The organism is Gemmatimonadota bacterium (genome assembly GCA_009838645.1).
In the GTDB taxonomy this organism is placed as follows: Bacteria; JAAXHH01; JAAXHH01; order JAAXHH01; family JAAXHH01; genus JAAXHH01.
This window is the reverse complement of the sequence record VXRC01000042.1, coordinates 44,434-58,937: the sequence shown is the minus strand read 5'-3', so window position 1 is coordinate 58,937 and position 14,504 is coordinate 44,434. Positions and strand designations below refer to the sequence as shown.

Sequence of the window (14,504 nt, the reverse complement as noted above, 5' to 3'; positions counted from 1 at the left end):
CTTTACTCTCCCTCGCGCCGAGGGGTCGAAAGCGTCCTTCCGTCGTCGTCGATCAAGGGACGGTGATACACATAGGGCGGTTCGATCACGGCCCGCTGGGCTTCGTTGAGTTCTTTCGTCCACTCCGGCAGGCCGGTTTCGTACACGCCGCCGGTATAATGCATGTACTTCGGGGTGTACCGGTAGAACAGCGAGCGGCGCTCTCCCTGCCCCTTCCAGGGCAGCGTGCCGTGGGTCGTGGCCTCGTTGAAGATGACCAGGTCGCCGGCCTTCATGGGCACGTGGTACACGATATCCTGATCGGCCTCGTAGCGGGAGATTTCGTCCGGAAGGGTGAAGTTCGCCTTGTGGCTGCCCGGGATGACGCACAGGCCGCCGTCGCCCGGGTTCACGTCGCTCAGCTGGTACTGGCAGTTGATCAGCCCGCAACGCATAGCGCCGTTCTGGTAGTGGTAGGACCGGGATCCGTTGTATTCGGCCTGTCCGTACCCGTGAAGGCGCAGTCCCTCGGTCCCCGCCGCGGACGTGAAGATGAAGGGACTGTGGTCCATCTTCCACCCTCGGCCCAGCAGGGTGTTCAGATAAGGGATGATCCTCGGATTGGCCAGCACCTCGCGGAATGGCCGGCACCAGGGTTGCTCCCACGTCAGCATGCCCTCGTAGAGGCCGCGAAGCTGCTTGCCCTTCAGCGCCTCGCTCGTGCTGCTCGCCGTATCGTCCTTCCGCTTGTCGCGATTGGCGTCCAGGGCCTCGTTCAGTGCCGCAACCTGCTGGGGCGCAAGGGCGTTGCGCACCACGATGAACCCCTGCAGGTCGAAGAGGTACTGTTCATGGGGCTCCATGGTGAGGTATGGTGTGGACGGGTTCATGTAGACTGAATCATTCAGATCCCCTCTCTGCGGGGACGCACGATCGATTCGCCGTCGTCCTCGATCAGGGGGCGGTTGTAGATGTACGGGGGTTCCAGGACCGCGCGCTGGGCTTCGGTGAGCTCATTCGTCCATTCGGGCAGGCGCGTTTCATATACGCCGCCTTCGTAATGCATGTATTTCGGGATGTAACGGTGAAGCACGCAGCGTCGCTCACCCTTTCCCCTCCACGGCAGCGCGCCGTGGGTCGTGGCCTCGTTGAAGATTACAAGGTCGCCGGCTTTCACTGTGACATGATGGAAGATCTCCTGGTGGTCCTCAAAGTGTCGGACGTATCCCGGCATGGGGAAATGAGCCTTGTGGCTGCCCGGAATCACGGTCAGCCCGCCATCGTCCGGGTTCACGTCGGTCAGGTAGAACTGGCAGACGATCAGACCGCTCCGCATGCGGCCGTCGTCGTACATGTAGTAGGTCGACCCGGCGAACATCCCCGTGCTGTTACCATGGAAAGGCGTGCCCTGGGCGCCCGGCTTCGAAGTGAGCACGTCAATGTTGTGGTCCAGTTTCCAGCCCCGTCCCATCATGGTATTCAGATAGGGAATCAGCTTGGGGTGGGCGAGCAGGTCGCGGAAGGATTGGCACCAGGGCGGGTCCCAGGTCAGCATACCTTCGTAGTGGACGTACTGCGTGTCGGGGCCCGCCAGCGGGGTGCCGTCCAGCGCACCGCCCGGTCCGTGCTCGCCGGTCCGGTCGGGATTGGCGTCCAGGGCGTCGTTCAGTGCCCGAACCTCATCGGCGGACAGCAGGCTGCGGACCACGAGAAACCCCTGGAGATCGTAGAGGTACTTCTCGCGCTCACCCATCACGACGAAGTCTTCCGGGTCACCGAACTTGGCCATGGCGGCCTCCTGGCGGCTTGCGCATTATAGACGGGTATCCATGCGCCACGAACGGAAATGGACGTTCCGGCGTCGCTGGAATCAAAAATCGCTTATTCAGAAATATAGAAAACGGGGGAGCGTAGTCAAAGATAACTATAAAAATGCCGTTGTCGCCATACGTGCGGCAACAACGGCAATTTCGTTTGTACGGCTTCTTCCTTACGATGGCGCGACCCGCTGTAATGCTAGGCAATCTGGACGAAGCCTATGAGTCGTTTAGTTGTAACTGCTGCCTAATTAGTTTACACAAGCTCTCGCTGATTTCCCGATGTCTCGGTACGGGCGCCCATTTATTGTTCTTGGGGTTGAAGTAGAGATCATGCCTTCTGCCGTGTCTTTTCAAGAAACAACCATCGTCCGTCAGTTTCTTAATAAACGCTCTTCGTTTCAAGGTACTTCCAGGCTCAGTTCCGTTGATTCAAATTCTTTTACAGGAGTCGGTACGGTCTCCTGCATCACCAAATCGTAAGCATCCTTGATGTTTGTTTTCAGTTCTTCAAGATTCTTGCCTTGACTGAATACTCCTGGAACTTCACGGAGTTTACCAACGTACCAGTCTTCTTCTTTCCAGAAGTCCAGAGTGAAGTTACAAGTCATGATGGCTCCGCAGATTCCGTCACGACGATCGTGAGATTCCAGATATAGACAATACCGGGGGAGTGCCAATAACCCGCAAGGCGGCGTGACCTCCCCCGGACTTTGGTCCCTCTAGTACTTCACCGTACAGCCGTAGGCCCGGGTCATCTCGACAGGCACTTCCTTGCCGGCGAAAGTCGCTTCCAGCGCCATGACGACGTAATTGTCGGCTTTGGGTATGTCGGCGATGTTGGCCGAGTTGATGCTGTCGATGGCGCCCATGTAGATCAGCGTGCCTTCGGGATTGATGATGTACATGTGGGGCGTGTGGGTGGCGCCGTACGCCCTGCCGACGTCGCCGTTGCCATCGAGCAGGTAGGCGTCCACGGTCGACGCGTGCTTCTTCAGGCGCGAGTGGATTTCTTCATTGGAGAACTGGCCCTGCTTGCCTTCGGCCGACGAGTTGACGGCCAGCCAGACCACGCCCTGCTCGCGGTACTTGTCCTGCAGGCCTTGCATGTTCTTGGCCTCGTAGTGCTTGGCCACGAAAGGACAGTCGTAGTTGATCCACTCCAGGACCACGTACTTGCCGCTGTAGTCCGAAAGCGTCACGCTATTGCCGTTCGTATCCGTCAGCGTGAAATCCGGGGCCGCGTTCCCCACCTTGGCTTCTCCGGCGGCCATCGGCGTGGAAAAGTTTACCAGCAGGAACGCGGCGGCAACGGCCACCACGGCTGCCGGAATCAGAATCCTCTTCATGAAAATCCTCCTTGTGAATAGTAACGTCAAACTACTTCAAATACTACCTGCTGGCCGCGCTCCCGCTTTCCACCTTCTTCAACGCGTCCAGCACCAGGCCGGGCGTGAGCAGTTCCGGAAGGATCTCCGGTACGGAATCCGGACCGCCCGTATACAGCACGTAAAGCGGGACACTGTTGCGACCGAACTCGGCCAGTGCCCGCGTGATCTCGGGGTCCCTCGACGTCCAGTCGGCCTGGACCGGGACGACGCCCAGGGTCTCGAACTGCTCGACTACGCGGCTGTCGCTCAGCGCCACGCGCTTGTTGACCTGGCAACTCAGGCACCAGGCCGCGGTGAAGTCCACGAAAACCGCCTTCCCGGAAGTGCGCAGGTCCTGCACCAGCTGCCGGGAGAAGGGTTCCCACTCCAGCCCCGCGCTGTATGTCGAAGCCGCGGCAGTTCGATCCGCCTTGGCCGGGGCCGGCACCTGGCTCAGTACGGTTACCATGCTCGCGATGATGATCACCGCGGCGGCAGCACGGGCAGCTATCCTGGAACGGCTGCCGGCAGCGATGCCTCCCCAGCGGCCGAGAATCCAGCTTCCAAGGGCCACCAGCACGAGCAGAACCATCACTAGGGCGACCAGATTGGGATCCGTCTGTAGGTTCAGCACCCAGAGCAGCCAGACCACGGTGGCCATCATGAGGAAGCCCATGAACTGCTTGAAGGATTCCATCCACGCGCCGGGTTTCGGCACGTACCGCAGCAGGGCGGGAACGGATGACAGGGTCAGGTAGGGCAGGGCCATGCCCAGGCCGAGGAACCCGAAGATCGCCAGGGACTGCGCCGCCGACTGTGTCAGGGCGTATCCCAGGGCCACGCCCATGAACGGCGCGGTGCACGGCGTGGCCACGACCGTGGCCAGGACGCCGCTCAGGAAGGATCCGCCGAGTCCGCTCCCCGAATCCATTCGCCCGCCGAGACCGACCAGTGACGTGCCGATCTCGAAGACGCCGAAGAGACTCAGGCCGAACATGAAGATGATGACCGACAGGATGACGATGAAGACCGGCGACTGGAGCTGGAATCCCCAGCCCAGTTGCTCTCCCCCGGTCCGCAGGGCGATCAGGACGGCCGCCAGCGCGAGAAAGGAGACCAGGACGCCCGCAGTGAAGACCATGCCGTGCCGCCGGGCCTTTGCCGGATCGTCGCCCGCCTGGTGAATGAATCCGAGCACCTTGATGGACAGCACGGGGAGGACGCAGGGCATCAGGTTGAGGATCATGCCGCCGATGAGGGCGAATAGCAGAGCCTGCCACAGGCCGGACACGAGATCGCCGGAAATCGCCGTGGCAGCAAGGCCGGAAACCGCCGAAACGTTGCCGGAACCAGGCGAACCAGGCGAAACAGGCGAACCGATCGCAGCGACCGCGGCCGACAGCACATCCGCATAGACTGCGCTCACGGCCAGGGCGCGCTCCGATCCCGGGCCACGCCATCCATCCGGGGACACCAGCACGCCCTCGATCTGCTGCGGCCTGTCCGTATAGAAGCCCGATCGGCGCATCGTCAACAGGTACCCGGTCTCCGTCTTCTCCAGTTTCTGGGGAGATATGTAGTCGATCAGGTCAGCGTTGTAGGGGTAGAACTCGGCGCTGGTGAGGTTTCCAGGGAACCATTCGGGCGGCGTGGCGTGCAGCGCCACGGTGGAATCGGAGATAGCGGCCTCGACGTGCCATCCGGGGACCGGGACCGGAAGTTGCTCCCGGGTGCGGGCAAAGAGATCGGTCCATCGCTCATCGGCCTGGGGCGCCTCCGTGGAAACGGGCAGCGTCACCTGGTATCCGGATTCTCCCGGGAGACAGATTTCCGCGCAGACCAGCCAGGAAGCAAAGGCTCCGACGTCGACCGTCCCGCCGGTCTCCAGGTCGGCCGGAGGCGTGATTTCCACGAGCAGGAGCGTCTCGCCTTCGTACCCGTAGCTGGCCAGGATGTCGAGTTCGATCTTCTGGGGATAGGGCCAATTGATCTCACCGGCCTTGAATCCATCGGGCAGCGCCAAGTGTATCTGCGTGGGAAGCCCCGAATCGGCCGGGTTGCGCCAGTAGGTGTGCCAGTGCTCGTCCATCTTCATCCGCAGGCCGGCCCAGAAAGGCTGCCCGGGCTTGACGGACGTCGTCTCTACGACCAGTTCGGTCTCCATGTAATCGGTGCGGACCGCCTGACCATGAACGGACCAGGCGCCGGCGCCGAAGGCGAACAGGATCGCGAGCGACAGAATGGCGGTGCGCGCTGATTTCATGACGTTTTGAGTTGATTTCATGGCGTGTTTCAGTTCGTGCGGGTGGATGCCGCCCGGATATTCATGCGGCGTAATCAGTTACACAAGCACAATATGGCCACAAAAACGTCCCCGTGTCAAGCCGCATTGGCGTGAGGGTCTGGCTGTCTGACCGTATTCACACGCCGAACCAGTAGTTGAACTTGACGATGAATATATTCTCAGATTCACCGCCGAAAAGGTTGCCGAAGTCCCTGCCGATGTCCAGTGCCCCGTTTTCGTCCCGCTCGCTGCGGGTCTGTTGCCAGACGAGGAAGACCCTGGAACCGGGACGGTACTCCCAGCGCAGCACCACGTTCATGCGCAGGGACTGGATGTTGAAGTCCCGGTCCGAGAAATTGATGTCCGGCATCCCGTCCCCGTCGAAGTCGAGGTAACGATAGCCGTCCGTCGGATCGATGAAGGAACGGGTTCCTTCGTCCAGCACGTCGAAATCGAAGCTGTTGCCCCGAAGCAATTGCTTGTAGTTGAGGTAGTCGCCCGAAGAAAGCAGGGGTTGTGCGTAAAGCTGCAGGGTCAGGTCGGGCGAAAAGGCCACGTTCAATCGGGTTTCGAGAGAAAAGGACCGCCGCTCCAGGTCCGAGAACACGTAACGGCTGCCGTAAGTGGGTGCGAAGGGCAGGGCATCTGTCCGGGTAACATACTGGGCTGCGTTCCGCTCCCAGCTGAAATTAGGCGAAACTTCCAGTTCCCAGTTCGGGGTTGGGCGAATCGTGGCCTCGACTTCCGCTCCCCACTCATGGCCGCCCCGCTGGTAGTTCTCGTAATCAAGTTCCGTCTCCAGGGAGATCCGTTTCCGGCCGTCCGTGCCGATCCCTATGTCGAATGAATAGGAACCAGGATCCTCCATCACCGGCCCGCCCCGGGTCCGGGTGTCGCTAAATTGGGTGGGGGCGTAGCTGGAGCCCAGGAAAACGTCCCAGTTGTTGTTCAATTCGAAATCGGCTCCAGCCCAGAACCGGCCGTTCTTGTAGTTGTTCCGCCACGACGACCAGGTCCACGGATCGTCGAGGGCCTCGTGCCGAAAGTTGTAGAACGTGAAGAAACTGATGTCGTAGTTGCGGAAGAAGCGTCCCGGTGTGATGTTCTGATACTCGATCCGGGCGCCTCCGTCTAGTCGGGCGTTCGAGCGGGAGAATCCCAGGTCGTTGACCTCGAAACCGGGCGTGATTTCGGCGAACCACACCGCTCCGGTCCAGTGTTCGGCGTCCCGCCGGGCGAACTGCAGTCGCCAGTTGTACCCGTTCATGGAGGTGGCGGTCGAATCCACGGCCAACCGGGTAGCGTCCGGGCGCTGGAAGTAATGATTGCTGGACCGCTGAATCCTGGTCAGCGCCTCCGGGCTTCCCTGGACGCGGCTGCCCGCCAGGTAGCCGTAGACGGCCCAGTCTCGCGAACGCGCTCCCCCCCAGTTGTGCTCGAAGTCCACCCCGCCGGAAAACGCCTCGGACGTGAGGTAGTCGAAGGCGCCGTCGTCCGGAAGGGCCCGGTGCACCAACGAACCGACGGCGCCGACCTGACTGGCGCCGTTTCGGTAGTCCTTGCGGATCCGGAAAACGCCGAATTCCGCCCGGGGTTCGACGGTGAACTCCCGGATTCTGCCGTCCGAAATCGAGTGGGCTTTTCCCGATTCCCGACCCGTGACCGCGGCCAGGGCGCCGATGGACACGCCACCCGGTGAACGCCCGGTGATCTTGGCCGCGCCGAGAATGCTGGTCTCCGTGGGGATATCGGCGAAATCCGCATCGTCCGGCGTGCCGCCCCGGGGCTGCCGGCCGATCCGCCGGCTGTAGTACAGTTCATCCCGGCCCGAAAGGCCGAATTCAAACTCCTGGGCGTCCAACACGAAAAAGGGCCGCTGTTCCCGGAAAAAAGTCTCGAAGGCCGAGAGGTTTATGACGGCGGGATCCACTTCCACCTGCCCGAAGTCCGGGTTGACGGTAAGGATCAGATGGTAGGATGGACTAAGTCCGTAACGCAAACCGAACCCTCCCCGCCCACTGAAGTCCGATCCGTCGAAGAAGGGGTTCCCCTGCTCGGCCTGTGCGGTCCGGGCGCTGCCGAGGACGTATGGACGGATTTCCAGGCGGCTGGCCCCCGAAGGAAGGACCAGGCCGTTCAGGCGACCGAGGACGCTGACCCTTCCGTGCCGTTGGCGGGACTGGAGGGCGAAGTCGATCGACTCGTTCGCGGCCAGGCGCCTTCGCATGAAGTTTATACCCCAGGTCTGGGGTTCGTTCTTCGGTTCATACCGAATCTGGGACAGGGGAATCCGCATCTCGGCGACCCAGCCCTGATCGTCGATCGACACGCCGGACTCCCATACGGCGTCCCACGCGTCGTCCTGACGCACGTCATCATAAAGGTAGGCGTCCCGCTGCGCCCCGGCGGCGCTCACACGGAACTGGTAGCCGGTCAGCCGGTCATTGTTCGGATCGACGGAAACGGAGAAAAGGTCGAAAGCACCCCGTTCGTCCCGCCGGACGAGTTGCCTGCCGATCTGGTCCGGGTGATCGTCGTACATCCGGGCGCCGATGTAGATGGCGCCGTCGTCGTAGAGTACACGGACCTCGGTGTCCTCACCGGGCTCGGCCCCCTCCACCGGCTCCCGCTGGACGAACCGCGTCGCCGGCACGGCCGCTGCCCAGGCCGCTTCATCCAACCGGCCGTCGATCGAAATCTGGCCGGTCCGTTGTGCCGCTTCCATGGCGGGGACGGTAGGATTCCCGGCATCCGACTGGGCGATAACAGTACCGGCGGGCAGGATGCTAAGCGCTATCGAGGCGAAGATCGGCGGGACAAGGGATTTCAAAAGCATATTCGCAGGGATTCCTTCCTGAGCGTGGTGCAGATCGAATCAAGAGGCTTCGACGTTTACGACTTCCGTCGGGCCTTTAATCTCGCGGCGGTTTTGCGCCACGACGGCGCAACAAGGCGACAATGCCTGCCACGGCCACGACGGGCGGTCACCTTATACTACAAATACCCATGGCAAAACTTTAAAATATCGGCCGGCGCGCCGCCGGGTGCTAGCGGGTCCAGGTCAGGACAAAAGCCGGGGGCAGGTTCTGCACGACGAGCGATTCGCACCTGTAGTCGGAGAACAGCGGGGTCATGCGGCGGCGAAACCGTACTGCCGAAGGCAGGCAGTAGGCGTGGACGTACTGAAACATGCGGAATACGGAACCGGGCCCCAGGAGCCGGTCCAGGTTGCCGATGAGCTCGTCGACGACCGGGGCCGGCATGGTGGATACAGACAGTCCGCAGATGACGGCCTTGACCGGTGGAACGCCCGAATCCGCGTGTACCTGGAACGCCCGGGTGACGGTATCGTGTTCGAAGCGGAGATTGGGAAACCGGTCCCGCAGCAGATGAACGAACCGTTGTTCGAGTTCTATGCCGATATATCCGTCGTCATTGGGGAGGATATGCCGGATCTGGTCCGTGAGCGCGCCTGTACCCGGGCCCAGTTCCATGACGGATTCGTTGGGCATGATTTCCAGTCCCCTGGCCATGACCCGGGCGAGCATTCTCGAACTGGGCGTCAGGGCGCACACGCTCAGCGGGTTCTTCAGCATGACCCGGAGAAACAGGAAAAACGGATGTCGTGCGGATCGAGACATGTACTGGAAGGATTGCAGCCGGAGCCCTAGTCAGGGCAGGAACACGGATATCGCTAAAGATCGGAGCCAATAAAAGATCGGAGCCAATATATGTTCGCGGTCCACGGGAGGCAATACCTATCGTTATGGCTGTATACGCTGGTCCGCTGGGTCTCCGCATACCCCTTTCCTGAAAGGCAACAGACCCGGATAGGGCGTACGGTACCGGTACAGCAGATAGAGTGCAAAGACAAACACGGGCAGGTTCAGCAGGAGCAGCTCCGGGGGCCAGGTCTCGATCTCGACGCCGTAGCGGTAGAGGAGGAAGGCGAAGGCGTTGTTGCCCGCGTGAAGCAGCATGCACGGGAAGATCGAGCCAGTAAGGACCGCTACGGTGGTGATTACCACGCCCAGGTAGGTCGTCGGAATGATGCGGAACAGGGCCTGGTGGAACAATCCGAATATAATGCCGACCACCAGGATGAGCACGACCGGCCTCAGCCGGCGGTGCAGCCCGTGCAGCAGCAGGCCACGAAAGGCCATTTCTTCCACGATGCCCGGCGTAAGGGCCATCATGAGCATGATCTGCCACAACGGGAAGTCGTCCGGGAGGAGCTCGCTGGCGAACTGCTCCAGCAATTCTTCCGGGAAGGGAAGGAATACGCTGGACAGGCCCACGACGAAGATCCCGGTCAACAGGGTCGACGGCACCAGGAGCAGCACCGCCAGCCATACCTGGGGCCGAACCGGGCGGATCGCCAGGGCCTGGCGCCAGTCGAGCCGGTGTACCCGGATCATGAGCAGCGAGCCCAGAAAGAAGACGCCGAACATGTTGAAGGCCCACTGCCCCTCGAGCCGGGTCAGCGCGTCTATGTTCGAAGGGGCGATGATGACGACGGCCCACATGCCGAGAAACCAAAGGAGCACGCGCCTGGGAAACAGCGCGGCGCCGCCTGCCAAGTCCGCCTCGTCCAGGTCCTGCGCGGTAACAAGCCTTTCCTTGTCCAGCATCCGGGACGACCACCTGAGCAGCAGGAAAGCGGCAAGCAGCATGGACGCGCAGGCTACCAGGAGCATGGGGATGTCGTAATGGCCGACCATGATTTCCCGCACGGCCACGCTGACGTTCGCGACCGGCACGACGGCGATCAGCGAGCGCAGGGATACCGCCGGGAGCAACCCCGCCGCAGTCAGGACCATGAGTCCGAGAAACACCGGCAGGAGATAGAGCTGCGTCTCCTTGTACGTCTTCGCATAGGCCGAGATCAGCAGCAAGAGGGACGATACCACGATGGCCACGGGGATGTAGAGGGCGAACAACACCAGCACAGCGGTGGGCGAAACCTCGATATCCATTTCCGCGGGGAGTTCGATCACCCCGAGGCCGAGGTACACGAAAAGGTTCCCCGCCTGCGCCATGGTGATGAAGAGTGCGACGGACAGGATCGTCAATTGCTTGGCGGCAATGATCTCGATCCGGCGAACCGACGTGGTCAGGAGGGTTTCGAGTGAACCCCGCTCCTTCTCGCCCGCGACACTGTCCATGGCCGCCACCGACGCGCCGGTGAGCGTGAGAAAAACGAGCAGCAGCGGCAGCAGTCGACCAAAGTAGAATCCTGCCGCCTGCTCCGGCGTGGCCACGTCCACCCTCGAAAGCCGGATGACTTCTTCGGGGTCCGCCTCGAGCCCGCTTCCGCGGAGCGCTTCGGCGCGGTCCTGTTTCCTCGCGTCCACCATCCGGTCCACCAGCAGGGCACTGCCCCGTCTGGATTCTTCCTGGTTGGCGCGGTAGTAGACCCTGACCACGGGAACCCCCGGATACCGCTCGTCCGCCACGGTCACTGCAACGCCGTCTTCCTCCCCGGGTTCCGTGGTGTCGGCCGCGGCGCGGACCAGGTCGAGCGAATCGGCTTCGGATCCGGTCAGGGCTTCCAGGTAGAAATCCAGGTCGCCGGCTTCCAGGCTCGAATCGGGCATCGCGGCCTCCACCTCCAGAAAAGAGGCCGGCGGCCGGTCGTCATCCCCGGTTTCGGCGGTATCCCCGGTTTCGGCGGTATCCCCGGTTTCGGCGGGACCCGCGTTCTCGGTTGGATCCCCGTTCTCGGCCTGATCTCCGTTCTCGGCCGGACCGCCCGCGGCGCGCGCTTCGCCCCTTGCGATGAGCGTCCGGACGGAGTCGGCGTAGGTGCCCACCACGGCGTAGCGATAGGTCGTCGTGTCCTGCTGTTCCTGGCGCCATTCGCTCATGAACCTGAAGCCGAAGAAGATCGCCGGCAAAACGAGGAGCGGCAGGAGGATGCTCAGTACCACCGTCCGGCGGTCCCGCAGCAGCATGCGCATTTCATTCCTGTACAGCAGTCCGATCTTTGCGCGGTTCATGCGGCCTCTTGGATGAAGGAGACGAAGATGTCTTCGAGGTAGTGGGCCCCGGTCCGCTCGCGTAGCGCTTCAAGGGTGCCGGAGGCCAGGATCCTTCCCTCGTGGATGATGGCGATCCGGTCGCACAGTTTCTCCGCTTCGCTCATGATGTGGGTGGAGAACAGGATGGTCTTGCCCTGCGCTTTCAGTTCGGTCAAAATGGCCTGCATTTCCAGGGCGTTGAGCACATCGAGACCGACGGTGGGTTCGTCGAAGACCAGGATCGGCGGATCATGGGCCAGGGTCCGCGCGATCGCCACCTTCTGCTTCATCCCGCTGGAGAGCTTGTCTATGCGGGCGCGGGCATATTCCTCGATCCCGAAGCGCTCGACCAGTTCGTCGACCCTGGCGGGCGTCCGGGACGGGTCGTATCCATTGATCCGGGCGAAAAACTCGATGGTTTCTCTCGCGGTAAGGCGGGGGTACAGCGCGGTTGTGGCCGAATAGAACCCGACGTGCCTGCGGACTTCCACGGGTTCCTCCGCCACGTCGTATCCCATGATCTTCGCGGTGCCGGCCGAGGGCTTGAGGATCGTCGTCAGCATGCGCAGCGTCGTCGTCTTGCCGGCGCCGTTCGCACCCAGCAACCCGAAGATCTCTCCGGGACGGCAGGTGAAATCGATCTGCCGGACGGCATGCACGGGACCGCGGGATTCATCGAAATAGGTCTTGCTCAGGTCCTTCACGGATACGGGATCGTTCACGGTTGCCATCCTCTTGAGGGGTTGCGGCGCAGGAGCCGGTGTTTCAGGAAACCGCCCAGCCCGCCTTCATAGCTGCCGGTCATGATGTCTTCGTAGCGCGTGATCGCTGCGGCGATCCGCAGAATGATCCAGATGTACAGGACTTCCATCAGCAGGGTCAGGCCGATCTGGGGCCATTGATAGACCCCGCCAATGGCTTCCCGGAACACCAGGCAGACGTTTATGATGGGCACGCAGGCCAGCCAGGTCGTGAGTTCCAGGCCGGGGAACTGCATGAAGACCGCCGGCACCAGGATCATGACGGTTACGAAGGGACCCGCCAGGGACTGGGCGTCCTTGAACGTCCGGGCGAAGCTGGCCACGACCATGAGGAAGGCGGAGACGAACAGGGCGAGAAGAATGATTACCACGAAGATCAGCGGAACGGCGGACCACGGGATCGTGAAGCTCAGGTCCTGGACCCGGTCGCCCAGGAGCGGCGCCATGAGGGTGCGCATGGAAAGGCTCATGGCCAGGAAGTTCAGCATGCCGGCCGTGGTCGAAAGCGTGGCCACGTACAGATACTTTCCCGCAAGGATATTCACGCGGTCCGTCGCCGCCGTCAACGTGGTCTCCCAGGTGGAACGCTCGCGTTCTCCGGCCGTCGCGTCCAGGGCGGGGTACATGCCGCCCACGATCAGCATGATGATGACAAGGATGGGGACCGCCATCCCCAGGATGAAGCGTCCCATGTCCCGGCTGGAGGAAACGTTCTCCCGTTCAATCCAGATCATCTGATAGGCCGGGCCGGCCAGCCCGCGTTCCCTGCCCGCCCTTTCCAGGTAAGCCGTCCGGTGGCGGGTGACGACGTCCTCGACCCGGCTCATGGCGATTCGGCTCCGGTCCTTCGAAGAGTCGCCGGTTATCCGGACCTCGATGTCGTCCGCGTCACCCCCCTCGCGGGGAGCGAGTTCGACCAGGAGATCCAGCCGGCCGTCGCGAATCGCGTCCTCGGCGGCTTCCATGGGAGCGGCCGTCACAGATCCGGGGCGGTCCACCGTTTCAGCGCGGTCCACGCGATCCAGTCGGTCCACGAGTTCCACGCGGTCCGCGTCCTCGATCTCGCGGACGATGGCAGCGTCTTCTCCCACGTCGCCTGTGATCATCACGCGGGCCGTGAAGTTCTCCGTCTGGCCGATGACGAAGGACAGCCCCGTGTAGGCCAGCCAGAGGAGGACCGGGTACATGAACAGGGGCACCAGGACGACGTTGATGACGATGGAGCGTTCACGCAGGGCGCCTCGGAGTTCCCGTAGGAATACGAGACCGGTATCGGTGAGATTGAGCAATACGGCATCCTGTTCGCGGGACGTGGAGTAAGCTACTGAAACGACCGGCGGACCCAGTCCCCGGCGTTGCGTACGACCTGGTCGGGATGCAGGCGGCTGCGGGCGAGATGCCCCGTCGTGCTCCGCAGCGTCGGTTGCCGCGCATCCTGGTAACGCCAGTCCATGCTCCACCTGACCTGATCGGAGCGGTTGGGCAGTCCCTGGTGGTAGAGCATGTTATGGAAGAGGACGATGTCTCCCGGATCCACTTCGATGGACACGGCCTGGTCCACGTAGGGCGCCAGGTCCTCCTGCGTGATTTCGAGGTAGTATTCGCGGTCTTCGTGCCGGGCCATGCCGATCCGGTGCGTGCCGGGAATGAACTGCATGCACCCGTTGTCCTCGCGGGCAGGCACCAGGGGCGACCACACGTTGATCATGCGCAGGGCGTCTACCGTCTCCGCACTGTGATCGCCGTCGCGGTGGACCTTGTAGGTATATCCGCCGTCCTGGTGCCATAAGACGAGTGTCGGGGCATGGCCGGGCAGCTTGGGGCGGATGGAGTAGTTGGGATAGAGCCGAAGTTCGTCGCCCAGGAGGGTTTCCACGATGTCCAGCAGCGGCGGATGGAAGAAAACCTCGTACATGCCCGCCAGGTGGAGCTCCTTGCGGAAGATGTGGGGCGCGTCGTCCGGGGCGTCCTCGCAGATCCGGGCAAGGCGCGTCTCGAAAGGCGCATCGCCGTGGTCTCTCGAGATCTTGCCCGCCGCCATCAGCCGGTCCGCGAACCTGTCCACGAGTTCGCCGGCGTCGCGCCGGGCCGCCTCCACCACCTCATCGGGATAGAACCCCTTCAGAATCACGAATCCCGTTGTTTCGAACCGGTCCAGGTTCGTATTTATCTCTACTGCCAAGCCAGTGGTCTCCCGGTCAAGCGCGCGGCTCCTGTCTGGCCACCCAGGGCAGCTCTCCCAGGCCAGGCCGCGCGCTACCGATATTCACCTG

The 14,504-nt window shown here is 62.3% G+C and carries 12 protein-coding genes; all 12 read right to left on the bottom strand.

What is annotated here, in order from left to right; translation table 11 throughout:
• Window positions 1–2 precede the first annotated feature (2 nt).
• Window positions 3–842, bottom strand: coding sequence for a phytanoyl-CoA dioxygenase family protein (locus F4Y38_11865; GenBank protein MXY49976.1), 840 nt, complete (start codon window positions 840–842; stop codon window positions 3–5).
• 41 nt (window positions 843–883) lie between these two features.
• Entirely contained in the window at window positions 884–1,732 is an 849-nt protein-coding gene (locus F4Y38_11860; protein MXY49975.1) for a phytanoyl-CoA dioxygenase family protein, read from the bottom strand.
• 283 nt (window positions 1,733–2,015) lie between these two features.
• Window positions 2,016–2,201 (bottom strand): type II toxin-antitoxin system HicA family toxin, encoded by a 186-nt coding sequence (locus F4Y38_11855; GenBank protein ID MXY49974.1) that lies wholly within the window; start codon window positions 2,199–2,201, stop codon window positions 2,016–2,018.
• Window positions 2,198–2,407 (bottom strand): type II toxin-antitoxin system HicB family antitoxin, encoded by a 210-nt coding sequence (locus F4Y38_11850; GenBank protein MXY49973.1) that lies wholly within the window; start codon window positions 2,405–2,407, stop codon window positions 2,198–2,200. Before F4Y38_11850 ends, F4Y38_11855 begins: the two co-directional genes overlap by 4 nt.
• Window positions 2,408–2,518: 111 nt before the next feature.
• On the bottom strand, window positions 2,519–3,145 hold the full coding sequence (locus tag F4Y38_11845; GenBank protein MXY49972.1) for a thioredoxin family protein: 627 nt from the start codon (window positions 3,143–3,145) through the stop codon (window positions 2,519–2,521).
• Window positions 3,146–3,188: 43 nt separating this feature from the next.
• Window positions 3,189–5,450 (bottom strand): thiol:disulfide interchange protein, encoded by a 2,262-nt coding sequence (locus F4Y38_11840; GenBank protein ID MXY49971.1) that lies wholly within the window; start codon window positions 5,448–5,450, stop codon window positions 3,189–3,191.
• Window positions 5,451–5,586: 136 nt separating this feature from the next.
• Window positions 5,587–8,286, bottom strand: a complete 2,700-nt coding sequence (locus F4Y38_11835; GenBank protein MXY49970.1) for a carbohydrate binding family 9 domain-containing protein — start codon at window positions 8,284–8,286, stop codon at window positions 5,587–5,589.
• 211 nt (window positions 8,287–8,497) lie between these two features.
• Window positions 8,498–9,091 carry a hypothetical protein gene (locus F4Y38_11830; protein MXY49969.1) on the bottom strand — a complete coding sequence of 198 codons (594 nt, stop codon included), beginning with the start codon at window positions 9,089–9,091 and terminating at the stop codon, window positions 8,498–8,500.
• Between the two features lie 123 nt (window positions 9,092–9,214).
• Window positions 9,215–11,449, bottom strand: coding sequence for a CPBP family intramembrane metalloprotease (locus F4Y38_11825; GenBank protein ID MXY49968.1), 2,235 nt, complete (start codon window positions 11,447–11,449; stop codon window positions 9,215–9,217).
• Entirely contained in the window at window positions 11,446–12,201 is a 756-nt protein-coding gene (locus F4Y38_11820; protein MXY49967.1) for an ABC transporter ATP-binding protein, read from the bottom strand. Before F4Y38_11820 ends, F4Y38_11825 begins: the two co-directional genes overlap by 4 nt.
• Window positions 12,189–13,691 carry an ABC transporter permease gene (locus F4Y38_11815; protein ID MXY49966.1) on the bottom strand — a complete coding sequence of 501 codons (1,503 nt, stop codon included), beginning with the start codon at window positions 13,689–13,691 and terminating at the stop codon, window positions 12,189–12,191. Before F4Y38_11815 ends, F4Y38_11820 begins: the two co-directional genes overlap by 13 nt.
• Window positions 13,553–14,497, bottom strand: coding sequence for a phytanoyl-CoA dioxygenase family protein (locus F4Y38_11810; protein MXY49965.1), 945 nt, complete (start codon window positions 14,495–14,497; stop codon window positions 13,553–13,555). Before F4Y38_11810 ends, F4Y38_11815 begins: the two co-directional genes overlap by 139 nt.
• Window positions 14,498–14,504: the final 7 nt, after the last annotated feature.

Bases quoted from the DNA above. Each gene is read 5' to 3' on its own strand.
- F4Y38_11865 (MXY49976.1), bottom strand. From the start codon at position 842: ATGGAGCCCCATGAACAGTACCTCTTCGACCTGCAGGGGTTCATCGTG.
- F4Y38_11860 (MXY49975.1), bottom strand. From the start codon at position 1,732: ATGGGTGAGCGCGAGAAGTACCTCTACGATCTCCAGGGGTTTCTCGTG.
- F4Y38_11850 (MXY49973.1), bottom strand. From the start codon at position 2,407: ATGACTTGTAACTTCACTCTGGACTTCTGGAAAGAAGAAGACTGGTAC.
- F4Y38_11845 (MXY49972.1), bottom strand. From the start codon at position 3,145: ATGAAGAGGATTCTGATTCCGGCAGCCGTGGTGGCCGTTGCCGCCGCG.
- F4Y38_11840 (MXY49971.1), bottom strand. From the start codon at position 5,450: ATGAAATCAACTCAAAACGTCATGAAATCAGCGCGCACCGCCATTCTG.
- F4Y38_11835 (MXY49970.1), bottom strand. From the start codon at position 8,286: ATGCTTTTGAAATCCCTTGTCCCGCCGATCTTCGCCTCGATAGCGCTT.
- F4Y38_11830 (MXY49969.1), bottom strand. From the start codon at position 9,091: ATGTCTCGATCCGCACGACATCCGTTTTTCCTGTTTCTCCGGGTCATG.
- F4Y38_11825 (MXY49968.1), bottom strand. From the start codon at position 11,449: ATGAACCGCGCAAAGATCGGACTGCTGTACAGGAATGAAATGCGCATG.
- F4Y38_11820 (MXY49967.1), bottom strand. From the start codon at position 12,201: ATGGCAACCGTGAACGATCCCGTATCCGTGAAGGACCTGAGCAAGACC.